We start from the raw sequence: 25,915 nt of genomic DNA, 5'->3' as shown, positions 1-25,915 counted from the left end.
TTGCCCAAGAAAAAAGCCGCCCCGAACATATCGGAGCGGCCTTTGGAATTCATTTAGAGCGAAAGCACTTAGTGCAGTGTGCGACCCATCGCGGCTGCGACGTCTGCCATACGGGCAGAGAAGCCCCATTCGTTGTCGTACCATGCCAGAACACGTACCAGACGCTTGCCGCTGACCTTGGTCTGGTCGGGGGCAAAGATGGACGATGCGGTTGTGTGGTTGAAGTCGATGGAAACCTTGGGCTCGGGATCATAATCCAGAACCATGCCCATGTGGCCACCAGCAGCTTCGGCAACGATGCTGTTCACGTCGTCAACGGTCACGTCTTTGCCAGCGACAAATGTCAGGTCAACAGCGGAAACGTTCGGGGTAGGGACGCGCATCGCGGTGCCGTCCAGCTTGCCCTTCAGGTTTGGCAGAACCTCGCCCAGTGCTTTGGCGGCACCTGTGGACGTCGGGATCATCGCCATGGCAGCTGCGCGGGCGCGGTACAGGTCTTTGTGGCGGCGGTCCAGCGTTGGCTGGTCGCCTGTGTAGCTGTGGATCGTTGTCATCAGGCCGGATTCGATGCCGATCGCTTCATCCAGAACCTTTGCCAGCGGTGCAAGGCAGTTTGTTGTGCAAGAGCCGTTGGACACCATGTTGTCTTCGGCTGTCAGGCTGCGGTGGTTCACACCGTAAACGACAGTGCGCTGAACGTTCGATGCTGGCGCCGAGATCAGAACTTTCTTCGCGCCACGTTCAAGGTGGATCGCGGATTTCTTGCCGTCGTTGAAGTTGCCTGTGCATTCCAGAACAACGTCACAACCGGACCAGTCCAGTTCTTCGGGATTGTAGGTCGAGAACATTTGCATCGGGCCGCGGCCCAGATCCATTGTGTCGCCCGAAACCTTGACCTCACCGGGGAAACGGCCGTGGACGCTGTCATAGCGCAGCAGGTGTGCGGATGTTTCCAGCGGTCCTGTTGCGTTGATTTTGACAACCTGCACATCGTTCCGTGCGCTTTCGGCGATATGAGCCAAAGTGCAGCGACCGATGCGGCCAAATCCGTTAATCCCAACTGTGACGGTCATGGAGGAATTCCTTCACTGGTTTGCTTGAGCGCTGTCTACAGTTCGGGGGGCGTTTGCGCAAAGGATAAAAGCCATATTTGACAATGTGTTAGCGATAACTTGGTGTGGTTTTTGGCTGATTGCGCTAACGCCCGAGCCGGGTTTGCGCTAACACGATTTTCCGTTTGCGCTCACTTAGATGTTCGGCGACTCGGTCTTGGATGCGTAATTAGTTGGCGTTGAGAAAACCAAACGAAATTCCCCCATGACCGCGATCACTTTGCGCACTATGTCGGAGCATCTGGCCAGAGGGCGCCGAAAGTCGCGGAATAAGCGGGCTTTTGCGCTTGCGTGGTTGGAAGGGGCCGTTAGGCTCGGGCTAACTTTGTAATTGGCTGGAAACAGCCAAGCATATGACTTGGGGGCATTAAGATGAGTGGTTTGTTTGCGCTTTTGGACGACGTGGCAGGCATTGCCAAAGTCGCCGCCGCATCCGTGGACGATGTGGCGACACAAGCGCTTAAGGCGGGGTCGAAGGCCGCAGGTGCGGTGATCGACGACGCGGCTGTGACGCCGAAATACGTGCACGGCTTTCATCCGGCTCGTGAACTGCCAATTATCTGGAAGATTGCGCGCGGGTCATTCATCAACAAACTGGTGATCTTGCTTCCCGTCGGGCTTCTTCTGTCTAATTTTGCGCCTTGGGCAATCTGGCCTCTGCTTTTGTTGGGTGGGTTGTATCTGTGCTTTGAAGGCGCGGAAAAGCTGTTCCATGCGTTTTTTCACCATGAAGAAAATGGCCGGAGCCCCGAGGAAAAGGTTCTGTCTGAGCAGCACCTTGAAAAATCCAAAGTCGAAGGGGCGATCAAAACCGACTTCATCCTGTCGGCGGAAATCATGACCATCGCTTTGTCGGCAATCCCGCAATCCACTTTCTGGATGGAGGCGGCGACCCTAGCGGCTGTGGCCATTCTGATCACCGTGGCGGTTTACGGCGTTGTGGCCTTGATCGTTAAAATGGACGATGTCGGCCTGTGGATGGCCGAGGTCGGCAGAACATCGGTGACACGCAAGCTCGGCATGGCGATTGTAAAATTCATGCCCCACCTTCTAAAGCTTCTGACCATTGTTGGTACGGCTGCAATGCTGTGGGTTGGTGGATCGATCATCGTGCATAGTGTCGCGATGATGGGGTGGCACCTGCCTGAGGAAGTTATCCATCACGCGGCAGAGGCGGTGGCACAGGGCGTACCTGCCGACTGGCAGGCAGCCGTTCAGTGGATCGTCACAGCCGCTATTGATGGCGTTCTGGGTATTGTTCTCGGCTTCATCATGATCCCGATCGGCACCAAGATTGTTGGTCCGATCTGGGGCATGTTTTCGAAAAAGTCCGACGCCTAATCACTTCAGGCTTAGTCGCACCAGCTGACCGTTGGGGTTTGCATCGATCAGGGCGAGGATTGTCCCGTCCTGATCCTGTGCCAGATCACGGACACGTCCGATACCGGTGACCAGCCGCTCTTCTTCTGTCACGCGATTACCGTCAATGGACAGGCGCACCACGCCACCGGGGTTGAGCGACCCGATCAGCACATCGTTCTTCCATGCACCAAATGCGTTGCCCGTGTAGGTCAACATGCCTGCGGGGGCGATCACCGGATCCCAGAAGTAGACGGGCTGTTCGAGGCCATCCGCAGCGGCTTTGCCAGAGCCGACAGACGATCCGTTGTAATTCTCACCATACGAGATAACGGGCCAGCCATAGTTCTTTCCCGCTTCGATCCGGTTCAGTTCGTCGCCGCCTGCGGGACCGTGTTCAATCGTCCAGAGCACGCCTTCGCGGATCATCGCACCTTGGATATTGCGATGGCCGAGCGAATAGATTTCTGGGCGTGCGCCGCCGGTGGACGTGAAGGGATTTCGAACAGGCACCGTTCCATCGATGTTGACGCGTACTGTTTTGCCAAAGGTGCTGTCCAAATCCTGAGCTTTCCGGCGATTGGTCAGCGAAAAGCGTTCGCCAGTGGTGACAAAAATGGTGTCGTTGTCTTCGAACACAACGCGGCTACCGAAGTGCATGTGCTGGCTGACGGCTGGAGTTTGCACAAACACGTCGCGCAGGTCATCAATCCGGTTGTCTGTATTGTCGTAAGTACCGCAAGCAGCGGCAGTTGCGCTGCCATCGACGCCAATCGGTTTGGCATAGCTGAGGCAAAGAACGCCGCTTTGCGCGAAATCAGGGGCAAGAGTGATGTCCAGTAATCCACCCTGACGTTCAGCTTTGACCTCAGGCACGCCGGCGATTTGTGTCTTGCTGCCGTCCGGCCCGATTTTCCACAATGCTCCGGTACGTTCGGTAATCAGATAGCCGCTGCCATCGGGCAGAACATCGACGCCCCAAGGGTTTTCCAGCCCCGATGCAATCGCGGTGGCAGCAGGCTCAATCCCGCTGTCTGTCAGCGGCGCGCGGGTTTGTTCGGGAAAGGCGGGGGCGAAGTCTGTGTTCCGATCCCCCCATTCCCACGGGTCGGCAAGGGCAGGGGTTGCGGCAATGGCGCAAAGGGTCAGGATGGTTTTGAACATCAAAGGCTCCTGTAAAAAGTGATTTGTTTAAAATGTGGGGCGTAGGAACGATTTGGCATCTCAATTATTTGTCAGCATGCACTTTTCGCGTCCAAAAAATGAAAAAGCCCCGAACCGAAGTTCGGGGCCATCTATTTTCAAATGCCGGATCGATTACAGCAGCGCTTTGACCTGCTCGACGATCGCATCGGCTGTAATGCCGAAGTGTTCGTACAGTTCCTCGGCCGGAGCAGAGGCACCAAAGCCTTTCATGCCGACAAAGCCGGCTTTCTGGTACTTGCCGCGCTCGCCGCACAGCCACTTGTCCCAGCCCATCTGTGCGCCAGCTTCAACAGCGACGCGAACAGGGCCCGCAGGCAGAACGCGCTTGCGGTAGGCTTCGTCCTGCTGCTCGAACAACTCCATGCAGGGCATGGACACAACACGCGTACCGATACCTTCGGCCTGCAGTTTTTCACGGGCTTCCAATGCCAGAGACACTTCGGAGCCTGTCGCGATGATGATTGCCTGACGTTTGCCTTCGGCATCGGCCAGAACATACGCACCTTGCTCGACCAGGTTCTTCGCTTTGTTTTCCTTGCGTACGGCAGGCAGGTTCTGACGGGACAGGACCAGAACCGACGGTGTCGATTTCTGTGTCAGTGCCAGTTCCCATGCTTCCGCGGTTTCAACTGTGTCGGCAGGGCGGAACGTCAGCGTGTTCGGCGTTGCACGGCAGATTGCCAGATGCTCGACCGGCTGGTGTGTCGGGCCGTCTTCGCCCAGACCGATAGAGTCGTGAGTCATGACAAACACCGAAGGCACCTTTTGCAGCGCGGCCAGACGCATCGCAGGACGCGCGTAGTCGGTAAAGCAGAAGAACGTACCGCCGTAGGGACGGATACCGCCGTGCAGCGCCATACCGTTCATCGCGGCGGCCATACCGTGTTCACGGATGCCGTAGTAAACGTAACGGCCCTTGCGGTTTTCGATGTCGAAGATACCCAGATCGGCTGTTTTGGTGTTGTTGGAACCAGTCAGGTCAGCAGAGCCGCCGATGGTTTCTGGCATGATGGGGTTCACGACCTCAAGCACCATTTCCGAGCTTTTGCGCGAAGCGACTTTGGGCTGTGTTTCGACCAGTTGCTTTTTCAGCGCGCGGATGGTGCCTGCCAGTTTCTTGGGCGCGTCACCTGCCATTGTGCGCGCGAACTCAGCCTGACGGGAGGCAGACATCGCTTCAAGACGGGTTTCCCATTCTTCACGGTCCGCTGCACCACGGCTGCCGATCGCTTCCCACTGGGATTTGATGTCGGCGGGCACTTCGAACGGGCCTGTTGTCCAGCCGTAGGCTTCTTTCGCTGCTGCCATCTGGTCTGCGTCTGTCAGTGCGCCGTGGCCTTTGGACGTGTCCTGAGCCGCGTGACCAAGCGCGATGTGCGTTTTGCACGCGATCATCGACGGCTTGCCAGCAGCCTTGGCCGCTTTGATCGCCGCGTCGATGGCTTCGGGATCGTGGCCGTCGATTTCCTGCACGTGCCAGCCCGACGCCTTAAAGCGTGCGACCTGATCGGTGCGGTCAGAGATGTCGACTGTGCCGTCGATGGTGATGTTGTTGTTGTCCCAGAAGACGATCAGCTTGGACAGTTGCTGACGACCCGCCAGAGCGATGGCTTCTTGGCTGACGCCTTCCATCAAACAACCATCACCGGCGATGACATATGTATAGTGATCGACCAGCTTCTTGGTGAAGCGGGCGCGAAGTGCTTCTTCTGCCATGGCGAAACCAACAGACATCGCGATGCCCTGACCCAGCGGGCCTGTTGTGGTCTCGATGCCTTTGGCAAGGAAGTTTTCCGGGTGACCAGCTGTCTTCGCGCCCAACTGGCGGAAGTTTTTGACCTGATCCAGCGTGATCTCGGGGTCGCCTGTCAGGTACAGCAGGGAGTAGATCAGCATCGAACCGTGGCCCGCAGACAGGATAAAGCGGTCGCGGTCGTGCCAGTCGGGGCGGGCTGCGTCGAACTTCAGGTGCTTTTCATACAGCACGGTTGCAACGTCTGCCATGCCGATGGGCATGCCCGAGTGGCCGGAATTCGCCGCTGCCACTGCATCAAGTGTCAGCGCACGGATGGCCGCGGCTTTGTTCCAGTGTTCGGGGTTCTTGGCTTTGAGCGCTTCGATATCCACGAGATCGTCCTTTGTCGCGAAGGTTTTCAAACCCGCTCATACCAGCGTGTGGGGGAAGATCAAGCGTGCCCCTTAAGCGCTTGACATATAAGGGGGCGCATTTTTGCATCCGGCTTGTTACAATTTGTCGTAACAGGGGTCTGATGATTCGCGTGCGTATCGTTGTAAGAGCACCCTGAAAATGAATTTTTGTGAGGGCATAAAGCAGAGCCATGACCGAAATCGAAGAGTTTGAACGGCGGATCAACGCCGCGCTCGACCGGATCGCTTATCAGGTCGAAACTTTCGGGGATAGTTCGCCGGTTACCGCGCCTGCGGGGGATGACAGCAGCGAAGACATCGAAAAGCTGAAGTCGGACCTTGCGGATGAACGTCTTGCCAACGAACAGTTGGAAGAGCGTGTAAAGGCTATTCGTGACCGTCAGGAAAGCCAGGTGTCCGAGCTTCAGGCCCAAGTCGCGGGCTTCAAGGCATCTATCGGTGATCTGGACGCAGAGCTGCAGCGTCTGCGCCATGCAAACGATCAATTGACGGCAAACAACGCCGAACTGCGCGAAGCGCTTGAGAAGAACGTAAGCGAACCGCATCTGATCAATCGCGCGATGTTGGCCGAACTGGAAGGTCTGCGCGCCGCGCGGAGTGCTGATCGCGCCGAAACCCAGACATTGATAGATACACTGGAACCATTGCTGGCCGCTGCCGCACAAGAGGAGAGCGCCTGATGCCCGAAGTCGAAATCTTGATTGGGGGTCGTAGCTTTAGTGTGGCCTGTCAGGAAGGCGAAGAGCAGTACCTGTATTCTGCCGCCCATATTCTGGATGGCGAAGCGCAGGTTCTGGTCGACCAGATCGGCCGTATGCCTGAATCACGGCTTTTGTTGATGGCGGGCCTGATGCTGGCGGATAAAACCGGCGGGCTGGAAGACAAGCTCAAAGCCGCAGAGGCCGAATTGGCGACGGCGCGAAAAATGATTGGCGATCTGGAAAACCGTCCGGCACCCGATCCGGAACGTGTCGAAGTGCCCGTGCTGCCTGCAGGCGTGTCCGAGACGATGGCAGAGATTGCCGCACGGACCGAAGCGCTAGCGACCGAACTGGAAGAAAAAGCGGGCTAGCAGAGTTTGCTAAGCACCAAAAAACGCCCGCGGTTTCGCGGGCGTTTTTTTTATTTCGATCAGATCAAGCGTTTGCTTCGCGGATCTTGTCGGCTGCTTCTTTGTCAAAGCTGACACCGTTTTCATCAAACAGCGTGTCCAGTTCACCAGAGAGCGTCATTTCGGTGATGATATCGCAGCCGCCGACGAATTCGCCTTTGACGTAGAGCTGCGGGATCGTCGGCCAATCCGAGAAATCCTTGATGCCCTGACGAATTTCTTCGTCTGCCAGAACGTTCACATCGGCGAAATCAACGCCCATGTAGTTCAGGACACCGGCAACACGGCTCGAAAAGCCGCACTGGGGCATGGATTTCGTGCCCTTCATGTAAAGAACAACGTCGTTGTCCTTGATGGTTTCTTCGATCCGAGACTTTGCATCAGTCATCGTGTTTCTCCGTATGGTCTGTGCGCTTCGGGCCGGTTTTCATATAGGGGCGCAGCGCGCCGTATGTGATCAAGCCGACCAAAGCGAGTGATCCCAGAATGGGCCAGGTGTTTGCCAGAAAATCCGCCACACCCGTTCCTTTAGTCTGGCGCTTTTGTTGTCAGGGCCAGTGCGTGAAGTTCGGCATTTGCCCCGTCCATTTTGCCTTTCAGCGCAGCAAAGACAGCGCGTTGCTGCTGGACACGGTTCTTTCCACGGAAGCTTTCGTCAACAACCATGGCAGACATGTGAACACCATCGCTGCCTTCGACAATGATTTTGGCATCGGGGAAGGATTCGCGCAGAAGATCCTCGATCTCTTGGGCATGCATCGGCATTTAGTGGCTCCGCGTATTTTGTTTAAGAATATGTAGGACGGCTAACGATAGGGCGCAAGCCGTCGGTCGGGATGTGTCATGCGGCAAGTTCGACCAGAACCGGTACGTGATCAGACGGTTTGTCCATCGCGCGGGCGTCCTTGTCGATATAACAATCAGACAAAAGATCGGCGCAGGACGGCGTCAAAAGGAAATGGTCGATACGGATGCCGTTGTTCCGCTGCCATGCGCCAGCCTGATAATCCCAAAAGGAATAGTGCCCCGGGCCTTGGGTGCGGGCACGGAAAGCTTCGGTAAAGCCAAGGTTCAGGATACGGCGGAACGCTTCGCGCGTTTCGGGCCTGAACAGTGCGTCGTCGCGCCAGCTGTCGGGCTTTGCAGCGTCTTCTGCTTGGGGGATGACGTTATAATCGCCAGCCATCAGGGCAGGGGTTTCGTCTGCCAAAAGCTGTTTGGCACGCTCTTCCAGCCGTTTCATCCACGCCAGTTTGTAATCGTATTTGGGGCCGGGCGCCGGATTGCCGTTGGGTAGATACAGGCCGCACAAACGGACAGCCTGTGTGTCGCCCATGACGGTCGCCTCGATCCAACGGGCCTGTTCATCGCTGTCGTCACCGGGAAGCCCGCGCGTCACATCTTCTAGGGGAAGCTTTGACAGGATCGCGACGCCATTAAACGATTTCTGCCCGTGCGTTTCGACCTGATAGCCCATATCTTCAAAGTGTTCTCGCGGGAACGCTTCGTCGACAGATTTGATTTCCTGCAGCAGGGCAACATCCGGCTGCGCCTCTTCAAGCCATTTTGTCAGTGTTTCGATCCGGGCCTTGATGCCGTTGATATTGAACGTGGCGATTTTCATACCGTCCCCTTTTGGCTTGTTCGTATATCGCGCCAAGAGCGTTGGATGTGCAAGTCAAAGACCGTTTGGGCCCGAAAATCCCAGCCGTGCCACGGTGATTCTTTGATGTGTTTTTCGGAAACTTCGGTTTTCCCCGTAATTTCAGAAAATTTTTTCAAAAAATCTTTGGATTGTGGATAACTTTTTGAATGTTTTCAATCGTCGCAATTTGGTCAAAAGTATTAATGTGGATATCCTGTGGATAAGCTAGCAAGTACCGTTTAGGTTGAAAAAAGTACTTAACAAACACGGATAACGTGCAATCCTGATCTTACTCAAAATCTCGCCAACAGAGGGGAATGTAAGATCATGATGACACAGCAAAAAATCACTGCGGTCGAAGTTTTTCAGGACGCCGTAATCGGATCCAAAGTGACACGCGAAAAGAGCGTGTCTGCGATCGACGGTATGGCCGTCGAAATGTTCACATCCTGGTCAGGACCAGCAGACAGCGACGCTACGATGGGCGATGCGGTCGAGATGTTTACCTCTTGGTCCGGTCCGTCGGGATCCGAGACCAAGCAAGGTGATGCCGTGGAAATGTTCACTTCGTGGTCCGGCCCTGCTGGTACAGACACGACGCAGGGCGACGCGGTCGAGATGTTTACATCTTGGTCCGGTCCCGCTGGCACAGCGATCAAGCAAGGCGATGCTGTCGAAAAGTTCACATCATGGTCGGGCCCGCGCTCGTAAGCGCTGCTAACTCTGAAATTGGACTGGGGCGGAAAGTTTTTTCGTCGAACATTAACAGGAAAAAACACATGACAAATGTTCTTCAACTCAACATTCCGCCCCGTGTTCGTCCATTGAATCAACGTCTTAGCCTTCTGCTGGACAGCTTTTGCAACCACCGCCGCTCTGGCGACGATGTGTTCTGGCTTAAGGAAAATGCAGAAATTCTTAATATTTTGGAAACGTCCCGGACGGAGGCGCCAGATAATCTTTGCGAAATCTACGGCGCGTTTTACGCAGAGATCGAACAGCGCTTTGCGTTCTTTCCACAATATTATCGGTTTCTGTTGTCCATATTGCTGGATCTCGAAGATCTGGGAATGAAAGGCACCAAGGGCGAGGCAATGGTTGATTGGGCTATCAAGCAGAACCTTGCAGGTGGGGAACTGTCCGATCTGCAACGAATGGAGGCCCGACGCCTGATGGCGCGCCGCGGGTTTGACCCGCTGGGTGATGACGCAGGTTTAGAACACCGGTTGCGGCGTTTTATCGGGAATTCGCGCATATTCTCGGTGCCGAACAAGAAGGCTGCGTATGAATTGACACATACTGTCTTCTACCTAAGCGAATATGGTCGCCGCGATCCGGCGCTGGATCAGGGCGCCTGCGACAGTCTGCATTTTGCGGGGCTGATGGCTTATCTCGAACAGAATGCCGATCTCTTGGCCGAGATCTGTATTGCGATGAATTTTGCGCAAAACGAACCGCCAAAAGTCTGGACAGAGTGGCTGTTCCATGAAAAACTTTCGTATAGGTTGTTCTGTGGGGATGATGTGCGCGTTCAGGATGATTACCACGAATTCCTGATGTGCCATTGGTATCAGGCGCTATCAGGCGACGCCGTCTTTGATGCGTCCATCCCGCAGGGTCGCGTACGTTTTGAACGGTCAGCAACGCGGACAGCGCCTTTGCGCGAGATGTCCGAATACATGTTGCGCCACACACATAACCGGACGGGCAATTGGCACAAAATGCGTGGCCCGATCGAAAACGAAATTTCAAGGGAAGCGGCCGACGTTTTGAATACGGCCGCGCAATCGAGCGATCGGTTTGAAGCATTTTTTGAGGGGTTTGCACGGGCAGACCACGTTGGAGCGATGACATGAATCTGACGGCAACGGCGGCAATAGGGGCAATTTGCGTCGTCTTCTATACCCTTGTGATCGCAGGGGCAGACGGGATCACCAAACATTTCGCCGGTGCCTATGCGGCGCCACAGTTGTTCTGCTTATCCGCTGGCTTGGTCCTGTTGTTGTGCTTTGGTGCGAACATGGTCAAGCCGCACGAAACCCACTTTTTGATCACCCGTTTCAAAGGTGCGATGCTGCTACGGTCTATTCTGACGGTCGTGTCGGCGGTCTGCTTTTTCCAGGCATTCCGCTTGTTGCCGTTTGCGGACGTCTTCTTGTTCATGGGGCTCGTACCCGTCATGGCCGCTGTTATGAGTGGACCGATTTTGGGCGAACATATTCGCCCCCAAGCGTGGATCGCATTGGGAATTGGTGTAACGGGCATTCTGTTCTTGATGCCTGATGGTCCGACCTCGGCGCAGTCCGGGCATTTCTGGGCGATTGGAGCCACAACGACGGGCACTGCGTCGATGGTTTTGGCGCGGTTTATCGGGCGGGATGAACAGAACTATCTGGCGCAGGTGTTCTATCCGAACCTTGCGATCTTCATCACAATGGCCATCGCGCTTCCGTTTGTATGGCGACCGATGGAAATAACAGATGTGGCGTTCGTTGCGCTTTACGCATTGGCATTGTTCGTTGCGCGCTGGCTGTCTGTTGTAGCGCTTCGCTTGCTGCCCGCATATGTCGCGACACCATTGATGAACCTTCAGTTCGTCTGGATGGTGCTGATCGGTTTTGTATTCTTTTCGGAATTACCCAGTATCGCCACCGTCATCGGTGTCGCGTTGGTGATGATGTCGGCGATCTGGTTGGTTCTTAGCGAAAGTTCAGACCGGGATATCATGGATACCTCGACGGCCTGACAGCGTTTACATCGAAAAGCTTGTTCCGCAGCCGCAGGATGATGTGGCGTTCGGGTTTTCGATGACAAATCGCGCGCCAATCAATTCATCGGTAAAGTCGATCACGGCGTTTTCCAGAAATGGCAACGAAACTGAATCCACCACGACCTTTTGGCCTTGGCCTTCCAAAACCAGATCGTCGTCCGCCGGTGCGTCAAGTTTGATATCGTACTGGAACCCGGAACACCCGCCGCCTTCCACTGCAACACGCAGGGCCTGTCCCTGATCGCCTGCGCCGATTTCGGCAAGGCGGGCAAAGGCGCGTTCGGTCACTTTCGGGGGCAATTGCATGATCATCGTCCGATTATCTGTCTTGCTCTAGATATGTCCGGCAATATGTCCTGTTTCAAGAGGCGCTGTCATCCGTTGCGATGAACTTCGTGGAAATGGACGTTTTTTAGCATTGTTCAGGGCTTGTTCACGTTGCTTCATCGAAAAACGGGCGTTTATGTGCGCAAAACAGCAGAAATGAGCCTGCAATCCTATGACACTATCCTGCGCCTGTACCCCTGACGTTTCTCGCGGACGTTTATATCCCGAAGACGAAAGTGCCTTTCGATCCTGCTATCAGCGGGACCGCGACAGGATTATCCACGCCTCGGCCTTTCGCCGGCTAAAGCACAAAACGCAGGTGTTTGTGGAACACGAGGGCGATTTCTATCGTACGCGCCTGACCCATTCGATTGAGGTGGCGCAGGTTGCGCGCACCATTGCGAATGCCTTGGGGCTGAACACGGACATCACCGAAGCTGTCGCCTTGGCCCACGATCTGGGTCACACGCCGTTCGGACACACCGGCGAGGATGCGCTGGATCTTTTGATGAAACCTTACGGCGGGTTTGATCACAACGCTCAGGCGCTGCGGATCGTGACGTCGTTGGAACGCCACTACGCGGGCTTTGACGGTCTGAACCTGACATGGGCCACGTTGGAAGGGATCGCCAAACATAACGGCCCGGTCGAAGGGCCGCTGCCCTATGCGTTGGAAGAATACAACGCCATCCACGATCTGGAACTTCACACCCACGCCAGCGCCGAGGCGCAGGTGGCCGCGCTGTCAGATGACATAGCATACAATAACCACGATCTGCACGATGGGCTGCGTGCGGATTTGTTTACGGTCGATGATATTCAGGATTTGCCGCTGGTCCGCGAAGCATTTGAAGAGGTTGATCGCGAATGGCCGGGATTGGACGCGTATCGTCGTCGTCACGAAGGGTTGCGCCGCGTGTTCGGTGTTATGGTCGCGGACGTGATCGACACCTCTCGCGATAACCTGAACAACGCCGGTGCAGTCTCTGCGCAGGAACTGCGGGATTTGGGCCGGCCTGTGATCGCGTTTTCTGCCGATATGTGGGCCAAACTGAAGGTTATCCGCGCCTTTTTGTTCGAACGTATGTATCGTGCCCCGTCTGTTGTGGTGCAGCGCGAAAAAGTGACCCATGTGGTGAACACGCTGTTCCCAATTTACATGGATCAACCGAACCTTTTGCCGTCCCGTTGGCAGGCCGACATTGAAGCGGCCAAGAATGATACAGAGCTCGCGCGACTGGTGTCGGATTATGTATCAGGCATGACTGATCGCTTTGCACTTCAGGCGTATTCCGACCTTACGGGGAAGGATATATTGCACGATCAGACCTAATACCCCTTTCCATTTCGACTTAGTGCAATAGTCTCAATCTCAGGTTCAGGTTTTTATGTTTCGCGGTTTGGTGGGGCGATTTGCTGGGATTAAGCGCTTTTAAGGGCAAAACAATTTTCTGTTTGTCGGCCTCTCATCCAATTGGCCAGCAGCTGTCCGTAAGGCTTGCCCACCTGGGTGCAACCGTAGTCGCGTTGGATTCCAACAATGACGTGCTGATGCTCTTGGCTTCTAAAAATGCCGCGCGCATCGAACCTTTGGCGATGAACTGGTCGCTTGCTTCGAACATAGAAATCCTGCGCAATGCTTGGGGCACAGAACCGATCCATGGCGTTTTCGATTTTTCCTGGCTTGTCCGGAAACCGACGCAATACGCGTTGCCGGCCATTCAAAAGACAGAAAATCTGATTGGTGCCTTATCTGCCGGCCTGACAGTCGGGCAGGGGACAGTGGTTTTGGGAATGCCATCGGATAAATCGGACGACGATGTGGGGGTGCGGGCGATCAATGCCGGATTTCACCACATCGTTCCCCAAATCGCCAATGCGCTTCCTAAAATCCGGCTTATGGGCTGCATTTGCCCCAATCATGCGGACCCGAATGAAACCGAGCTGACGCAGATCACAGATGCGTTGATGATGTTATGTCATCCGATTGCACGAAGCTTTGCATCGGGCCAGATCATCAATTTGTTGGGTGCGACCAAAAATAGCTAACTCTTTTCTCGGAACCAAACCGCTTTCCGGTATGTTCACCTCCATATAAAACGACGGGGACGTAAATTTATGGCTGTAAGTGGCAGTGGTGGCTTGGATCCTGTTACCGCGATTGCGTTGGTAGGTGCTTTGGGTATCGGATCTCAGTGGTTGGCATGGCGTTTGCGAATGCCTGCGATCGTTCTGATGTTGGCCGCCGGATTGATCGTCGGGCCGGGGCTTGGGCTTTTGGACCCGTCGGAAAGCTTTGGTGACCTGCTGCAACCTATAGTGTCGATCGCAGTTGCGATCATTCTTTTCGAAGGTGGTCTCAGTCTTAAATTCCACGAACTGAAGGACGCAGCCAAAGGCGTGCGGCGTCTAGTGATTGTGGGCGCGCCGCTTGGGTGGTTGGCGTCTGCACTGGCGCTGCATTACGTTGCGGGCCTGTCCTGGTCTACATCTGCTGTCTTCGGCGGCATTATGATTGTGACCGGACCCACAGTGATTGCACCGCTCTTGCGTCAGGCGCGGCTGCGTAGGCGTCCTGCGGCATTGCTGAACTGGGAAGCTATCGTAAACGATCCTGTAGGGGCCTTGGCCGCTGTTCTGGCGTTCGAGGTGGTTCTTGTTCTGCAAACGGCAACTGGCGTCGGTGACGCGGTCTGGCAGTTGGCCGTCGGAATTATTTCGGCCTCGATCATTGGTGTTGTGGCTGGTTGGGGCCTTGCAAGGGCTTTTTCGCGCGGTCACGTTCCCGAATATATGAAGGTCCCACTGCTGTTTGTCGGCGTGATCGCCGTCTTTACCGCGTCGGACCGTATCCTGCACGAAGCGGGGCTTTTGGCGGTCACGCTGATGGGATTGTTTATCGCAAACGTCGAATTGCCGTCTTACACAGAGCTGCGTCGTTTCAAGGAGCAAGCCACCGTGATGTTGGTGTCCGGCGTCTTTATTCTGCTTGCCGCGAATATGGATCGCGAAACGCTGATGTCTCTTGACGTGAACGCGCTGCTGTTTGTTCTGGCGGTGGTGTTTATTGCCCGTCCGGTTGCCGTTCTGCTGTCACTGGCCTTTTCTGATGTTCCCAAAGCGGAGCGTTTCCTGATCGCATTCACAGGCCCGCGCGGTGTTGTACTTGTCGCTGTGGCCGGTCTATTCGGTCAGCGTCTTGCCGCAGTCGGGATCCAGGACGGGGCGCAAATGGGTCCGTTGGCCTTTGCGTTGGTCGCGGCATCGGTAGTGCTGCATGGCTTTACCTTGTCGCCAGTTGCGCGCTTTCTTGGCCTGACCGCAGCGGATCGACCCGGTGTTCTGATTGTAGGCAGCTCGACATGGTCGGTTCAGCTGGCAAAGGCGCTGGAAAAGCTGGACCTGCCTGTGATCGTATCCGATCCCAACCACGCCCATCTGCGCACTGCGCGCGAAGCGGGCGTCGAGGTGTTCTTTGGCGATATCCTGTCCGAGGTCGCGGAAGACCGGCTTGAACTGGTTCGCTACGAACAGGTGATCGCCGCGACAGACAACGATGCCTACAACACGCTGGTCGCAACCGACCTTGGGCCGGAGTTCGGTCGCGACAAGGTGCATCAGATCAAACGCGTGAAGCACGGCGCGCGTTATGCGCTGCCCGCCACGCTGGGTGGCCGTCCGCTTGGGGTGGATGAAACCTATTTCGACCTGAACGAACGTATCCGCAATGGTTGGGAATTCCGCGTGACCAAACTGTCCGAGGAATTCACGTTGGAAGACTGGCGGGCAATCAATCCGGATTCTGTGATCATTGCTGAGTTTGGCAACCAAGGCGCTTTGCGTTTTCTTGAACCCGACATGAAACCTCAGGGCACCAATAGTGCCCAGTTGGTGGTGTTTGGTCCGCAGCGCGAAGAGCGGAAAGACGTCTAGTCGTTGACCTTACCGGATGCCGTGTTAAGACGCGGGCCGAATGATGTGAGGACACGACATGAACCTCTTTGCCCAGATCCGCAGCCTGGTGCTGACCGCGGTTGAAGAAATGCAGAAAGAAGGCAGCCTCCCCGAGGGGCTTAACCTTGCTCCGATCACGGTCGAGCCGCCGCGCGATCCGTTGCACGGTGACATGGCGACGAACGCTGCAATGGTGCTGGCAAAACCCGCCGGCCAAAAGCCGCGCGACATCGCTGATGCACTGGTGGCCAAGCTTGCTTCGGACGACCGTATCACCACTGCCGAAGTGGCTGGGCCGGGGTTCATCAACCTGCGTCTGGATGGGGCGGTCTGGCAGGACGTGACCAAGGCGGTTCTGGATCAGGGAGCCGAATACGGCCGCTCTGATATGGGCGCGGGTCAGAAGGTGAATGTTGAGTACGTGTCTGCCAACCCGACCGGCCCTTTGCATGTTGGTCACACGCGTGGTGCGGTCTTTGGCGATGCTCTTGCGTCGCTTCTGCAATTCGCAGGCTACGACGTTACGCGCGAATACTACATCAACGACGGCGGTGCACAGGTCGATGTCCTCGCACGGTCTGTGTACCTGCGCTACCTTGAGGCGCATGGTCGGGATGTTGAGTTCGCGGACGGCACCTATCCGGGCGATTACCTTGTGCCGGTCGGCGAAGCGCTGAAAAACATGGTCGGTGATGAATACGTCGATCAGCCAGAAGACGTCTGGCTGGAAAAAGTGCGCACTTTCGCGACCGATCAGATGATGGACCTGATCCGCGAAGATCTGGCACGTTTGAACGTGACCATGGATCACTTCTTTTCCGAGAAGTCGCTTTACGGCACAGGCCGCATCGAAGCAGCGATTGACGATCTGAAGGGCAAGGGTCTGATCTATCGCGGCACGCTTGAGCCGCCCAAAGGCAAGCTGCCCGAAGATTGGGAGCCGCGCGAACAGACGTTGTTCAAATCCACGGACTACGGCGACGATGTTGACCGCCCGATCATGAAGTCGGACGGCAGCTGGACCTATTTCGCGCCGGATATCGCCTATCACTACGATAAGCTCACCCGTGGCTTTGATGCATTGATCGACGTTTTCGGTGCCGATCACGGTGGCTATGTGAAGCGGATGAAAGCGGCGGTTGCGGCGCTGTCCGAAGCCAAAGTTCCGGTCGACATCAAACTGTGCCAGTTGGTGAAGCTGTATAAAAACGGCGAGCCGTTCAAGATGTCCAAGCGGGCAGGGACGTTTGTCACTCTGCGCGATGTTGTGGACGAGGTCGGCTCGGATGTGACGCGTTTCGTGATGTTGACGCGCAAGAACGACGCGCCTTTGGACTTTGACTTTGAAAAGGTTCAAGAGCAGTCCAAAGACAACCCCGTATTCTACGTTCAGTACGCGCACGCCCGTGTGCATTCGGTTCTGCGTAAGGCGAAAGAGGCGGGCATTGATGTGTCGATCCCGACATTGGCCGCCGCTGACCTGAGCAATCTGTCCCATGAGGCCGAGGTCAACGTCGCCAAGAAACTGGCGGAATGGCCGCGTCTGGCAGAGATTGCAGCCCGTACGCATGAGCCGCATCGCGTAGCGTTCTACCTGTATGAACTTGCGTCCGACTTCCACAGCCTGTGGAACCGTGGCAACGATGAAGTGTCCCTACGCTTCCTGCAGGACGGCGATGCCGCAACCAGCCAAGCGAAAATCGCGCTGGCACAGGCCGTCGCGGTTGTTATTTCCGCAGGTCTTGGTATTTTGGGCGTCAAACCGGCAGAAGAAATGCGTTAAAAAACGCTCATGCCGGTCTGAAATCGAGCAGGCATATGGTGGATCGCAATGCGGTCCGCTGTAGGAGTAGGGCAGGCATGGCAGACTACTATCGCACTGATAACGCGCCCGCAGCCGCAACCAGCGGCGTGCGGCGTTTGACGAACCTTGCAGGCGCAGGGGTATCGTTGGCGCTGATCGTGGGCGTTGGCATCTGGGGAACCGAACTGGTGATGCGGGACGTCAGCGGCGTACCGGTTGTACGCGCCGCAGAAGGCCCCATGCGCATTGCTCCGGAGAATCCAGGTGGTCGCCCGGCGGATCACCAAGGTTTGGCTGTGAACGATGTGGCCGGAAGCGGCACAGCCGCCGCGCCAGCAGATACATTGCGCCTTGCACCGCAAAGCGCTGGCTTGACCGAAGAAGATATGGCCGTTGCGGAACTGCGTCAGCAAACCCAGCAGATCGAACGTATCCAGCCTATCTCGGCTCCGACCGAAGAGGCTGTCGACTCCACACTGCCCAGCATGATGGAACTGACCGGCGCGGATGATGCCGAAAAGTTGCTTCAGGCATTGGCTGATCAGATCGCCGGAGATGCGCAACCGTTTACGCCCTTGGCTAAGGTCGAAGAAGAGGTCGATCCTGTGGTGACAGCGGCCTTGGCGGCCAACAACGTTGTTCAAGAACCGGCTGCGCAACCTGTAAAGGCGATTATTCCTGCAGATGTTGCAGGCGTCGCCAAGTCCTTGCGCCCGATCCGCCGTCCGCAAGGGCTCCAGACGGCATCGCTCTCTGCGCCCGCAGCACCAGTTGCCACGGGCACAAAAGAGCTTGATCCCGCCGCACTTCCCAAGGGAACGCGTCTGGTGCAGCTTGGCGCCTTTGACAGTGTCGAGGTCGCGCGTTCGGAATGGACACGTCTGCAGGGCCGCTTTGGCGACTATCTGGAAGGCAAAGATCGTGTGATCGAAAAGGCCAGCTCGGGCGGCAAGATTTTCTATCGCCTCCGCGCCCATGGCTTTGACGACATGTCGGATGCGCGCCGTTTCTGTGCTGCGTTTGTTGCTGGTAAGGCTGACTGCATTCCGGTGGTCACACGATGACCCAGCCGCGTTTCGGGGCGGCAATCCTTGGATGTGAGGGGCTTTCCGTAAGCCAAAACGAAAAGGCGTTCTTTCGGGATGCCAATCCGTTGGGCTTCATTCTGTTTGCCCGTAATCTTGAGACAGCTGATCAGATACGTAAACTGACAGATGACTTGCGCGCGAGCGTTGGCTGGCGAGCCCCTGTTTTCATTGATCAAGAGGGCGGTCGCGTCCAGCGCCTACGCCCACCCTTGGCGCGCGAATGGCCCGCGCCTTTGGATCATGTCGACGCGTCGGGAAAAAACGCCGAGCAGGTCATGTACCTGCGCTATCGGATCATCGCTGCAGAGCTTCTGTCGCTCGGGATCGATGGCAATTGCGCGCCCATGCTGGACATCGCCCGCGATGGGACGCATCCGTTTCTGCGCAACCGGTGTTATGGCACCGATCTGGATCAGGTTGTTCGCATAGGTCAGGCCGTTGCTAAGGCCCATCTGGATGGCGGCGTTTTTCCGGTCGTGAAACACATTCCGGGACATGGTCTTGCGCAGATGGACAGCCATCTTGAACTGCCGCGCATTTCACTGCCCGCAGATGAGCTTTATGTAACCGATTTCGCGGCCTTCAAACCTTTTGCTGATCTGCCCTTCGGCATGACAGCCCATCTGGTGTATGAGGCGCTGACAGACGAACCGGCGACAACCAGCAAAATGATGATCGATCTGATCCGGAACGATATCGGGTTCAACGGGTTCATCATGACCGACGATATCTCGATGGAGGCACTGTCGGGTACCGTTGCCGAACGCGGGGCCGCTTCCATTGCTGCGGGCTGTGATGCCGTTCTGCATTGCAACGGCTATCTGGACGAAATGATCGCCCTTATGGACCAGATCGGCGTTATGTCTGATGCGGCGCAAGCCCGCGCAGAACAGGCGCTAAAGACCCGTAAAACCGCGCCACAGGTTGACATTGACGATCTGACGGCCAAGCTATCCGCGCTTGAAGAGAAGCGCGTGGATGACTGAGACACAGGACAACCTACCATTAGATACCGTCAGCGTCGCCGAACGGCTTGAGGCCGAGGCGCTGATTGTTGACGTGGACGGTTTTGAAGGGCCTCTGGACCTTCTTCTGATGCTGTCACGGTCGCAAAAGGTCGATCTGCGCAAAATCAGTGTTCTGGAACTGGCGCGTCAGTATCTGAGCTTTGTCGAGAAAGCCAAAGAACTGCGGATCGAACTGGCCGCCGATTATCTGGTGATGGCAGCTTGGTTGGCGTTTCTGAAATCACGTTTGTTGCTGCCGCCCGATCCGACCGAGGAAGGCCCATCCGGCGAAGAACTGGCCGCGCACCTTGCCTATCAGCTGGAACGCCTTCAGGCGATGCGCGATGTGGCGGCGCGGCTTATGGGGCGCGACCAGAAGGGCCGTGATTTCTTTGTGCGCGGCATCCCCGAAAAGATGCAAAGTGTGCGCAAGGTCAAATACACCGCAACCCTGCTGGATCTGATGCAGGGCTATGCCCGCATCCGCACCAAAGACGAATTCCGCCCCTTTATTCTGGACCGTGACCGTGTCTTTACGATGGAGCAGGCGCTGGAACGTTTGCGCGGTATGATCGGCTTTGCTGGGACTTGGACAGATATCGTCAGTTATTTGCCCGACGGCTGGGGCGACGACCCTGTGATGCGCCGCTCGGCCACTGCTGCTACTTTCGCGGCCTCGCTTGAGCTGGTGAAAGAGGGGAAGGCCCAAATCAAACAAGAAGAAATGTTTGCCCCGATCATGGTAAAGCGCGCTGAACGCAAATCGGAAAGCTAGAGTTATGAACGACGACGATTTGTCCACCACAGAAAGCGAAGAACGTCAGCCGATCGAAAACGACAGCCTGTTCGACGCACCGCCCATGGGCGAACAGGAACGTATGGTCGAAGCAATTCTCTTTGCCTCTGCCGAACCCCAAACGGTCAAAGACCTGAATGACCGGATGCCCCACGGCTGCGACGCGGCCGAGGCGTTGGTACATCTGCGCAAGCGGTATGAGGGCAGGGGCGTGAACGTGGTGAAGGTGGGTGATGCTTGGGCCATTCGCACCGCGCCTGATTTGGGTTTTCTGATGCAAAAGGAAACGGTCGAGGTCCGCAAGCTGAGCCGCGCGGCCATCGAAACGCTGGCGATCATTGCCTATCACCAGCCCGTCACACGGGCCGAGATCGAAGAAATCCGTGGTGTGTCTGTCAGCCGCGGAACAGTGGACCAGCTTCTTGAGATGGAGTGGATCCGCTTTGGCCGCCGCAGGATGACGCCAGGCCGACCTGTGACCTTCGTTGTGACCGAAGAATTCCTTGATCATTTTGGTCTTGAAAGCGCGCGGGATCTGCCGGGCTTGCAAGAATTGCGCGCTGCGGGTCTGTTGGACAACCGCCCGCCACCGGGCGCGATCCCGACGCCGGGCGAAGGGGATGTGGATTCCGCGGAAGAAACGTCAGAGGGCCAGTCCGAGATGTTCGAGGACTAAGGCCAGAAAATTCCGGCGTTTTTGCCAGTTTTCGGCGCAATTGTCTGTCAGACAGAGCGGAAAGAAAACTCCAAGAGGCAGATCATGAACGCAAATGGCTTGATCAATATGGTTGTTCGTATGGTGTTGGGGCGTGTCATCCGTCGCGGAATTGATGCAGGCTTTAATCGGTTCACGCGTAAGCCTGAGGGAAACCAATCCGTGCCCCAGACCCCACAGCAGGCGGCGATTTCGCCACACCACGAACGCCGCGCGCAAAGCGGTATTGCCCAAGCACAACGTGCATTGGCGTCGCGTCGAAACTCCGGCTAACTGTCTGGATATTATTAGCTTTTAAAGTGCTTGGACAGTTTTAGGCCTTGGCCCTGATAGTTGGATGCAATGCCAGCGCCGTATAGCTGCGCGGGCATCTCATCCATACGTTCGTAAACCAGACGCCCAACGACCTGACCGTGTTCCAGAACAAACGGCGCTTCGTGGCAGCGAACCTCTAGAACACCACGTGATCCGTGACCGCCTGCTGCGGCATGGCCAAAGCCCGGATCAAAAAAACCCGCATAGTGCACGCGGAATTCACCGACCATGGCCAAATAGGGCGCCATTTCGGCGGCGTATTGCGGCGGGATGTGAACGGCTTCACGGCTGACAAGGATGTAGAAGGCATCAGGATCAAGGATGATCTGTCCGTTCGTTGTGCGCAGCTCTTCCCAGAAATCGGCGGGATCGTATTCGCCGATCCGGTCCAGATCGATGACACCCGTGTGCGGCTTGGCGCGGTAGCCCACCAGATCGGTTCCTTCGGGTTCCAGATCAACCGAGAAGCCCAGACCGTCGCCGATAACAGCAGGCCCGCCGGACACGAGCGTATCGCTTTCATGCAGCGCGGTCAGTTCCTGATCGGTCAAAACAGACTGACCGTTGCGGAACCGGATCTGGTTCAAGCGCATGCCGGGGCGCACGAGCACCGAGAATGAACGCGGGCAAATCTCGGCATACAGCGGGCCTGTGTAGCCTTGGGCAATGCGGTCAAATTCAGCACCACCATCGGTGATGGTGCGTGTCAGCAGGTCCAGGCGACCGGTCGAGCTTTTGGCGTTGGCGATGGCCTGAATACCGTCGGGCAGGGCGAGGCTTTCCATCAGGGGCACGACGTAAACACAGCCCTTTTCCAGAACGGCACCATTGGTCAGGTCGATCCGGTGCATTTCGAATTCTTCGATACGCTCGGCCACTGTCTGGCCTTCGGGCGCAAGAAACGACGCGCGGACACGATAGGCGACATTGCCCAAACGCAGATCAAGGCTGGCCGGTTGGATCTGACCGTCTACCAAAGGCTGCGCGACCGTGATGGCCCCCTTGGCGATCATGTCTTCGATTTGCTGGCTCGCAAGTACTCCGGCCATATCAACCCCCGTGACGTTTGGTTTTGTCTAACTAGCAAGGGTTTGGGGGCAAGTGGAATAACAAACACCACATCCGCGCAGAAAAGCCTGCGCTTATGACGTTTTTCCAGCAAGTCGGTGAAAATGGTCGGGCTAGCAGGACTCGAACCTGCGACCTTCCGTCCCCCAGACGGACGCGCTACCAGGCTGCGCTATAGCCCGACTTGTGCTGTGTGTCATAGCGGTTTTGCCAGCGGTCGCAACCCCTTGGTTGCTAGAATTTAGACACTCGCTGACGAATTATCGTGTTGCAGCTTTGATTGCAGTTCCTGAACAAAGGGCGCGATCTGGCTTGCCTTATCCGGGCTCAGCTTAGTGATGCGTGCAGCAAGGCTCAGAATGCCCGATGTGGGGGCTTCGGACACGGATGTCGAATCAGGAAGGGCTGCGGGCGCCTCTTCTGGTGTGTCATCCTCGACCACCTGAACATCGTCGTCTGCTTTCGTATCTGCAAACATATCGCCGAACAAATCGGGTTGCAGGCTGTCCTCGCCTGAGGGCGTTGCTGTATCTTCGGAAGATGTGACAACCTTTTCAGCGGCGACTTCGGTGCGCTGGAAGGGAACAACGTTGGGTTCCGGCTGACTCATTTCCTCGAAGGGGGCTTCTTCCACTTCGGGCTGATCGGCGGCACCATCCAGTCGGGCGGGCGTGTCGCCTGCGTCATTCAGCGGTGTCGCTTTTTCATCCGTTTCCAAAGGCTGGGACAACGCCGAAACCGCTTTGATACCTTTGTCCGAAAGCACCTTTTGCGCGCCCTTGATGGTCAGGCCATCGTTGTGCAACAGCTGTTTAATGCCGCCCAAAAGCAGCATGTCGGAAGGACGATAATAACGACGGCCTCCAGCGCGCTTTACCGGTTTCACTTGGGAAAACTTGCTTTCCCAGAACCGCAAAACATGCGCTGGCGTATCAAGCCATTCCGCCACCTCACTGATTGTTCGGAAGGCGTCGGGCGATTTGCTCATTCAGTTAGCCTCAGCTTTTGTTGCCGTCCGCAACGCGATCTTTCATCAAATGAGACGGCCGGAATGTCAGGACGCGGCGGGGCTGAATAGGTACTTCTTCGCCGGTCTTCGGATTGCGACCCACGCGGGCAGCTTTGGATCGTACCGAAAATGTTCCAAACGAAGAAATCTTGACCTGTTCGCCACGCACGAGTGCGTCGGACATATGTTGCAGAACGGATTCTACCAGATCTGCGCTTTCATTTCTGGACAGGCCCACTTCACGAAACACAGCTTCGCTAAGGTCCATCCGCGTCAGGGTTTTCTCACCCATGTCTCCAAATCCCCATGCTTTTGGGAAGCATAGGCCGAGCGAATTTTCCGAGTCAATATCAATGGGTTGGCGACCGCATTTTCCGTGGTCTTTTGCTTACCAGCGAATGACCACAGCACCCCAGGCAAGCCCGCCACCGATGGCTTCTGTTACCACCAGATCGCCGGTTTTGATCTGACCGCGCTCCTTGCCGACCGATAGGGCCAGAGGAATGGATGCGGCAGATGTATTGCCGTGGTCTTGAACCGTGACGACCACCTGTTCCATCGGCAAACCAAGTTTTTTGGCAGTGCCCTGAATGATGCGGATGTTGGCCTGATGCGGGACAACCCAATCGACGTCATCACTGGTAAGTCCAGCGTTTTCAAGTGCTTGCGATGCGGTCTGGGCCAGTTTTTCAACCGCGTGGCGGAACACTTCGCGGCCTTCCATCTTAAGATGTCCAGTCGTCTGGGTAGACACGCCACCGTCGACGTACAGGATATCGCGATGGCGACCGTCCGAGTTCAGATCGGTCGACAGAACGCCGCGATCTTCGTTGGACCCTTCTCCTGTCTGACCCTCAAGGATCAGCGCTCCAGCGCCGTCGCCGAACAAAACGCATGTGGATCTGTCGGTGTAGTCCAGAATGCGGCTGAACGTTTCGGCACCGATCACAAGTACGCGTTTTGCCTGACCGGACAGAATCAGCGCGTTTGCGTTTGTGAGCGCAAAAACAAAGCCTGCACATACCGCTTGGACGTCAAATGCAAAGCCGCGGGTCATGCCAAGCTTGGCCTGCACCATGGTTGCGGCAGAAGGGAAGGTCAGGTCGGGTGTCGACGTTGCAACGATAATTGCGTCGATGTCGTCCGCATTCAGACCAGCATCATCCAGTGCGTTCTGCGCCGCTTTCGATGCAAGATCCGATGTGGTTTCACCGTCCGCTGCAAAATGTCTGCGTTCAATTCCAGACCGCGCGCGAATCCATTCATCGCTGGTCTCAAGGCTTTGTTCGAATTCCGAGTTCGGGACGACCCGTTCAGGAAGATAGTGGCCACAGCCCGTAACCACAGCTCGGAGTGTCATATTGCAGGTCCGTTCGTTTCATTTTCACTGACATCCTGTGCCCGCTCGGCGGCGGATGCAACCCGTGCTGCAATCCGATCGGTGAATCCGGTCTGTGCGAGCTGGAATGCCAGTTTAACCGCAGCCGAAACGCCAGTGGCATCCGCTGCTCCGTGGGATTTCACCACAGTTCCGTTAAGGCCCAGAAAAACACCGCCATTTACACGGCGCGGGTCGATGCGTTTTTTCAGACGCTTCAACGATGTCAGGGCCAGAAGAGATGCGACGCGGGACAAGAAGGAATAGGCAAAAGCCTGCTTCAGGAAATCACTGATCAGGCTTGCGGTGCCTTCACCGGTCTTCAGGGCGATGTTGCCTGTAAAGCCGTCTGTGACAATGACGTCGCATTTATTGCCGGGAATATCGCCACCCTCGACGAAACCGACAAATTCGAAATGCCCATCCTCGGCAATGTCGCCGATCAACTCGTGGGCTTCTTTCAGTTCAGCACGGCCTTTGTGTTCTTCCGTGCCGACGTTCAAAAGACCCACACGCGGGTTTTTCAGATTCAGACCGTTCCGGGCATAGGACACGCCCATCAGCGCGTACTGCAGCAGGTCTTCTGCATCCGCGCGGATGTCAGCGCCCACATCCAGCATCACGTTGAACCCTTGCGGGTTCCGCGAGGGCCAGAGAATCGCAATAGCAGGGCGGTTCACGCCTGGCAGTTTGCGCAGACGGATCATCGACAGCGCCATAAGCGCGCCGGTGTTGCCACAACTGACCGCAACTGTCGCTTCGCCCTGGCGGACCGCTTCCAGCGTGGACCACATCGAGGTGTCCTTGCCGCTGCGCATGACCTGACTGGGTTTGTCATCCATGCTGACAACGCCAGAGGCGTCGCGAATCTCGCAACGGCCGGTCAGATCGCTTTTCTTGGCGACAAGCGGTTCAAGCTGATCTTTGGGACCATGCAGAATGAACCGGATTTCCGGGTTCTTTTCTGCGGACAAAGCAATACCGGCGACAACAGCCGCCGGTCCTTGATCGCCGCCCATGGCGTCGATCGAAAGTACAACCGGGTTTTCGCCCGCCTTCATGTGATCCCGTTCAGAGGTCAT

28 protein-coding genes and 1 tRNA gene are annotated in these 25,915 nt (G+C 56.3%); 15 read left to right on the top strand and 14 right to left on the bottom strand.

From position 1 onward, the window contains the following. Positions 1-68: 68 nt before the first annotated feature. Positions 69-1,073 (bottom strand): type I glyceraldehyde-3-phosphate dehydrogenase, encoded by a 1,005-nt coding sequence (gene gap, locus C4S59_RS07980; RefSeq protein ID WP_103909936.1) that lies wholly within the window; start codon positions 1,071-1,073, stop codon positions 69-71. A gap of 411 nt (positions 1,074-1,484) precedes the next feature. On the opposite strand from gap, the gene C4S59_RS07975 reads away from it, so the two are divergent. Beyond that, positions 1,485-2,453, top strand: coding sequence for a DUF808 domain-containing protein (locus tag C4S59_RS07975; protein ID WP_103909935.1), 969 nt, complete (start codon positions 1,485-1,487; stop codon positions 2,451-2,453). Here the strand turns inward: C4S59_RS07975 and C4S59_RS07970 are convergent, their stop codons facing one another. Both C4S59_RS07970 and tkt read right to left on the bottom strand, forming a co-directional pair. Further along, on the bottom strand, positions 2,454-3,635 hold the full coding sequence (locus C4S59_RS07970) for a PQQ-dependent sugar dehydrogenase (protein ID WP_103909934.1): 1,182 nt from the start codon (positions 3,633-3,635) through the stop codon (positions 2,454-2,456). A gap of 153 nt (positions 3,636-3,788) precedes the next feature. Continuing rightward, on the bottom strand, positions 3,789-5,804 hold the full coding sequence (tkt, locus tag C4S59_RS07965; RefSeq protein WP_103909933.1) for a transketolase: 2,016 nt from the start codon (positions 5,802-5,804) through the stop codon (positions 3,789-3,791). 212 nt (positions 5,805-6,016) lie between these two features. Here tkt and C4S59_RS07960 point away from each other — a divergent pair, with 212 nt between their 5' ends. After that, positions 6,017-6,526 (top strand): hypothetical protein, encoded by a 510-nt coding sequence (locus tag C4S59_RS07960; RefSeq protein WP_103909932.1) that lies wholly within the window; start codon positions 6,017-6,019, stop codon positions 6,524-6,526. Further along, complete coding sequence (locus tag C4S59_RS07955; RefSeq protein ID WP_103909931.1) at positions 6,526-6,918, top strand: cell division protein ZapA; 393 nt, start codon at positions 6,526-6,528, stop codon at positions 6,916-6,918. The genes C4S59_RS07960 and C4S59_RS07955 overlap by 1 nt, the downstream gene beginning before the upstream one ends. Positions 6,919-6,982: 64 nt before the next feature. Here the strand turns inward: C4S59_RS07955 and grxD are convergent, their stop codons facing one another. The 4 genes from grxD to xth form a co-directional block, all read right to left on the bottom strand. After that, positions 6,983-7,345: a Grx4 family monothiol glutaredoxin gene (gene grxD, locus C4S59_RS07950; protein WP_103909930.1), complete on the bottom strand. Its 363-nt coding sequence runs from the start codon at positions 7,343-7,345 to the stop codon at positions 6,983-6,985. After that, positions 7,338-7,475, bottom strand: coding sequence for a hypothetical protein (locus tag C4S59_RS19590; RefSeq protein WP_160006808.1), 138 nt, complete (start codon positions 7,473-7,475; stop codon positions 7,338-7,340). Before C4S59_RS19590 ends, grxD begins: the two co-directional genes overlap by 8 nt. A 10-nt stretch (positions 7,476-7,485) precedes the next feature. Then, positions 7,486-7,722, bottom strand: coding sequence for a BolA/IbaG family iron-sulfur metabolism protein (locus C4S59_RS07945; RefSeq protein ID WP_103909929.1), 237 nt, complete (start codon positions 7,720-7,722; stop codon positions 7,486-7,488). 76 nt (positions 7,723-7,798) lie between these two features. Further along, entirely contained in the window at positions 7,799-8,581 is a 783-nt protein-coding gene (xth, locus tag C4S59_RS07940; RefSeq protein WP_103909928.1) for an exodeoxyribonuclease III, read from the bottom strand. Positions 8,582-8,932: 351 nt separating this feature from the next. Between xth and C4S59_RS07935 the strand changes: the two genes are divergently transcribed. The 3 genes from C4S59_RS07935 to C4S59_RS07925 are packed head-to-tail and all read left to right on the top strand — an operon-like array spanning position 8,933 to position 11,348. Further along, entirely contained in the window at positions 8,933-9,313 is a 381-nt protein-coding gene (locus tag C4S59_RS07935) for a DUF6749 family protein (protein WP_160006805.1), read from the top strand. Continuing rightward, positions 9,292-10,458: a DUF6902 family protein gene (locus tag C4S59_RS07930; RefSeq protein ID WP_234994710.1), complete on the top strand. Its 1,167-nt coding sequence runs from the start codon at positions 9,292-9,294 to the stop codon at positions 10,456-10,458. The genes C4S59_RS07935 and C4S59_RS07930 overlap by 22 nt, the downstream gene beginning before the upstream one ends. Further along, the gene (locus C4S59_RS07925) at positions 10,455-11,348 is read left to right on the top strand and encodes a DMT family transporter (RefSeq protein ID WP_103909925.1); all 894 of its coding nucleotides are present in this window, start codon (positions 10,455-10,457) and stop codon (positions 11,346-11,348) included. Before C4S59_RS07930 ends, C4S59_RS07925 begins: the two co-directional genes overlap by 4 nt. 6 nt (positions 11,349-11,354) lie before the next feature. Here C4S59_RS07925 and C4S59_RS07920 read toward each other — a convergent pair whose 3' ends face one another. Next, positions 11,355-11,678 (bottom strand): HesB/IscA family protein, encoded by a 324-nt coding sequence (locus tag C4S59_RS07920; protein ID WP_103910324.1) that lies wholly within the window; start codon positions 11,676-11,678, stop codon positions 11,355-11,357. A 193-nt stretch (positions 11,679-11,871) separates the two neighbouring features. Here C4S59_RS07920 and C4S59_RS07915 point away from each other — a divergent pair, with 193 nt between their 5' ends. The 9 genes from C4S59_RS07915 to C4S59_RS07875 all read left to right on the top strand — a co-directional run bounded on the left by C4S59_RS07915 (position 11,872) and on the right by C4S59_RS07875 (position 21,336). Continuing rightward, on the top strand, positions 11,872-13,032 hold the full coding sequence (locus tag C4S59_RS07915) for a deoxyguanosinetriphosphate triphosphohydrolase (protein WP_103909924.1): 1,161 nt from the start codon (positions 11,872-11,874) through the stop codon (positions 13,030-13,032). A gap of 80 nt (positions 13,033-13,112) precedes the next feature. After that, positions 13,113-13,748, top strand: a complete 636-nt coding sequence (locus tag C4S59_RS07910) for a Rossmann-fold NAD(P)-binding domain-containing protein (RefSeq protein WP_146064518.1) — start codon at positions 13,113-13,115, stop codon at positions 13,746-13,748. A 69-nt stretch (positions 13,749-13,817) separates the two neighbouring features. Beyond that, on the top strand, positions 13,818-15,632 hold the full coding sequence (locus C4S59_RS07905; protein ID WP_103909922.1) for a cation:proton antiporter: 1,815 nt from the start codon (positions 13,818-13,820) through the stop codon (positions 15,630-15,632). A 58-nt stretch (positions 15,633-15,690) separates the two neighbouring features. Beyond that, positions 15,691-17,436 carry an arginine--tRNA ligase gene (argS, locus tag C4S59_RS07900; protein ID WP_103909921.1) on the top strand — a complete coding sequence of 582 codons (1,746 nt, stop codon included), beginning with the start codon at positions 15,691-15,693 and terminating at the stop codon, positions 17,434-17,436. 77 nt (positions 17,437-17,513) lie between these two features. After that, positions 17,514-18,521, top strand: a complete 1,008-nt coding sequence (locus C4S59_RS07895; protein ID WP_103909920.1) for an SPOR domain-containing protein — start codon at positions 17,514-17,516, stop codon at positions 18,519-18,521. After that, positions 18,518-19,531 (top strand): glycoside hydrolase family 3 N-terminal domain-containing protein, encoded by a 1,014-nt coding sequence (locus C4S59_RS07890; RefSeq protein WP_103909919.1) that lies wholly within the window; start codon positions 18,518-18,520, stop codon positions 19,529-19,531. The genes C4S59_RS07895 and C4S59_RS07890 overlap by 4 nt, the downstream gene beginning before the upstream one ends. Beyond that, positions 19,524-20,327, top strand: coding sequence for a segregation and condensation protein A (locus C4S59_RS07885; RefSeq protein WP_103909918.1), 804 nt, complete (start codon positions 19,524-19,526; stop codon positions 20,325-20,327). Before C4S59_RS07890 ends, C4S59_RS07885 begins: the two co-directional genes overlap by 8 nt. Positions 20,328-20,331: 4 nt before the next feature. Beyond that, complete coding sequence (scpB, locus tag C4S59_RS07880) at positions 20,332-21,024, top strand: SMC-Scp complex subunit ScpB (RefSeq protein ID WP_103909917.1); 693 nt, start codon at positions 20,332-20,334, stop codon at positions 21,022-21,024. Between the two features lie 84 nt (positions 21,025-21,108). Next, positions 21,109-21,336, top strand: coding sequence for a hypothetical protein (locus tag C4S59_RS07875; protein WP_103909916.1), 228 nt, complete (start codon positions 21,109-21,111; stop codon positions 21,334-21,336). A 14-nt stretch (positions 21,337-21,350) separates the two neighbouring features. On the opposite strand, the gene C4S59_RS07870 is transcribed toward C4S59_RS07875, so the two are convergent. The 6 genes from C4S59_RS07870 to plsX form a co-directional block, all read right to left on the bottom strand. Beyond that, positions 21,351-22,427: a 2'-deoxycytidine 5'-triphosphate deaminase gene (locus C4S59_RS07870; RefSeq protein WP_103909915.1), complete on the bottom strand. Its 1,077-nt coding sequence runs from the start codon at positions 22,425-22,427 to the stop codon at positions 21,351-21,353. A 124-nt stretch (positions 22,428-22,551) separates the two neighbouring features. After that, a tRNA-Pro gene (locus C4S59_RS07865) sits at positions 22,552-22,628 on the bottom strand. Between the two features lie 59 nt (positions 22,629-22,687). Beyond that, positions 22,688-23,434 (bottom strand): MerR family transcriptional regulator, encoded by a 747-nt coding sequence (locus C4S59_RS07860; RefSeq protein ID WP_103909914.1) that lies wholly within the window; start codon positions 23,432-23,434, stop codon positions 22,688-22,690. A 10-nt stretch (positions 23,435-23,444) separates the two neighbouring features. Further along, complete coding sequence (gene ihfA, locus C4S59_RS07855) at positions 23,445-23,747, bottom strand: integration host factor subunit alpha (protein ID WP_103909913.1); 303 nt, start codon at positions 23,745-23,747, stop codon at positions 23,445-23,447. 96 nt (positions 23,748-23,843) lie between these two features. Continuing rightward, positions 23,844-24,815 (bottom strand): beta-ketoacyl-ACP synthase III, encoded by a 972-nt coding sequence (locus tag C4S59_RS07850; protein ID WP_103909912.1) that lies wholly within the window; start codon positions 24,813-24,815, stop codon positions 23,844-23,846. Then, entirely contained in the window at positions 24,812-25,915 is a 1,104-nt protein-coding gene (gene plsX / locus C4S59_RS07845) for a phosphate acyltransferase PlsX (protein ID WP_103909911.1), read from the bottom strand. The genes C4S59_RS07850 and plsX overlap by 4 nt, the downstream gene beginning before the upstream one ends.

The sequence above is a fragment of the Thalassococcus halodurans genome (assembly GCF_900108225.1).
GTDB lineage: Bacteria > Pseudomonadota > Alphaproteobacteria > Rhodobacterales > Rhodobacteraceae > Thalassococcus > Thalassococcus halodurans.
This window is presented reverse-complemented; position numbering and strand designations above follow the sequence as displayed.

What these genes read in the sequence shown, in the direction of transcription:
- C4S59_RS07945 (WP_103909929.1), bottom strand. Translation starts at nt 7,722, where the DNA reads ATGCCGATGCATGCCCAAGAGATCGAGGATCTTCTGCGCGAATCCTTC.
- C4S59_RS07860 (WP_103909914.1), bottom strand. Translation starts at nt 23,434, where the DNA reads ATGAGCAAATCGCCCGACGCCTTCCGAACAATCAGTGAGGTGGCGGAA.
- C4S59_RS07905 (WP_103909922.1), top strand. Translation starts at nt 13,818, where the DNA reads ATGGCTGTAAGTGGCAGTGGTGGCTTGGATCCTGTTACCGCGATTGCG.
- C4S59_RS07955 (WP_103909931.1), top strand. Translation starts at nt 6,526, where the DNA reads ATGCCCGAAGTCGAAATCTTGATTGGGGGTCGTAGCTTTAGTGTGGCC.
- C4S59_RS07975 (WP_103909935.1), top strand. Translation starts at nt 1,485, where the DNA reads ATGAGTGGTTTGTTTGCGCTTTTGGACGACGTGGCAGGCATTGCCAAA.
- C4S59_RS07850 (WP_103909912.1), bottom strand. Translation starts at nt 24,815, where the DNA reads ATGACACTCCGAGCTGTGGTTACGGGCTGTGGCCACTATCTTCCTGAA.
- C4S59_RS07895 (WP_103909920.1), top strand. Translation starts at nt 17,514, where the DNA reads ATGGCAGACTACTATCGCACTGATAACGCGCCCGCAGCCGCAACCAGC.
- C4S59_RS07915 (WP_103909924.1), top strand. Translation starts at nt 11,872, where the DNA reads ATGACACTATCCTGCGCCTGTACCCCTGACGTTTCTCGCGGACGTTTA.
- scpB (WP_103909917.1), top strand. Translation starts at nt 20,332, where the DNA reads ATGAACGACGACGATTTGTCCACCACAGAAAGCGAAGAACGTCAGCCG.
- C4S59_RS07960 (WP_103909932.1), top strand. Translation starts at nt 6,017, where the DNA reads ATGACCGAAATCGAAGAGTTTGAACGGCGGATCAACGCCGCGCTCGAC.
- C4S59_RS07930 (WP_234994710.1), top strand. Translation starts at nt 9,292, where the DNA reads ATGGTCGGGCCCGCGCTCGTAAGCGCTGCTAACTCTGAAATTGGACTG.
- argS (WP_103909921.1), top strand. Translation starts at nt 15,691, where the DNA reads ATGAACCTCTTTGCCCAGATCCGCAGCCTGGTGCTGACCGCGGTTGAA.
- gap (WP_103909936.1), bottom strand. Translation starts at nt 1,073, where the DNA reads ATGACCGTCACAGTTGGGATTAACGGATTTGGCCGCATCGGTCGCTGC.
- ihfA (WP_103909913.1), bottom strand. Translation starts at nt 23,747, where the DNA reads ATGGGTGAGAAAACCCTGACGCGGATGGACCTTAGCGAAGCTGTGTTT.
- C4S59_RS07925 (WP_103909925.1), top strand. Translation starts at nt 10,455, where the DNA reads ATGAATCTGACGGCAACGGCGGCAATAGGGGCAATTTGCGTCGTCTTC.
- xth (WP_103909928.1), bottom strand. Translation starts at nt 8,581, where the DNA reads ATGAAAATCGCCACGTTCAATATCAACGGCATCAAGGCCCGGATCGAA.
- plsX (WP_103909911.1), bottom strand. Translation starts at nt 25,915, where the DNA reads ATGACCTCTGAACGGGATCACATGAAGGCGGGCGAAAACCCGGTTGTA.
- grxD (WP_103909930.1), bottom strand. Translation starts at nt 7,345, where the DNA reads ATGACTGATGCAAAGTCTCGGATCGAAGAAACCATCAAGGACAACGAC.
- C4S59_RS07885 (WP_103909918.1), top strand. Translation starts at nt 19,524, where the DNA reads ATGACTGAGACACAGGACAACCTACCATTAGATACCGTCAGCGTCGCC.
- C4S59_RS07935 (WP_160006805.1), top strand. Translation starts at nt 8,933, where the DNA reads ATGACACAGCAAAAAATCACTGCGGTCGAAGTTTTTCAGGACGCCGTA.
- C4S59_RS07870 (WP_103909915.1), bottom strand. Translation starts at nt 22,427, where the DNA reads ATGGCCGGAGTACTTGCGAGCCAGCAAATCGAAGACATGATCGCCAAG.
- C4S59_RS07875 (WP_103909916.1), top strand. Translation starts at nt 21,109, where the DNA reads ATGAACGCAAATGGCTTGATCAATATGGTTGTTCGTATGGTGTTGGGG.
- C4S59_RS07920 (WP_103910324.1), bottom strand. Translation starts at nt 11,678, where the DNA reads ATGCAATTGCCCCCGAAAGTGACCGAACGCGCCTTTGCCCGCCTTGCC.
- C4S59_RS07890 (WP_103909919.1), top strand. Translation starts at nt 18,518, where the DNA reads ATGACCCAGCCGCGTTTCGGGGCGGCAATCCTTGGATGTGAGGGGCTT.
- C4S59_RS07970 (WP_103909934.1), bottom strand. Translation starts at nt 3,635, where the DNA reads ATGTTCAAAACCATCCTGACCCTTTGCGCCATTGCCGCAACCCCTGCC.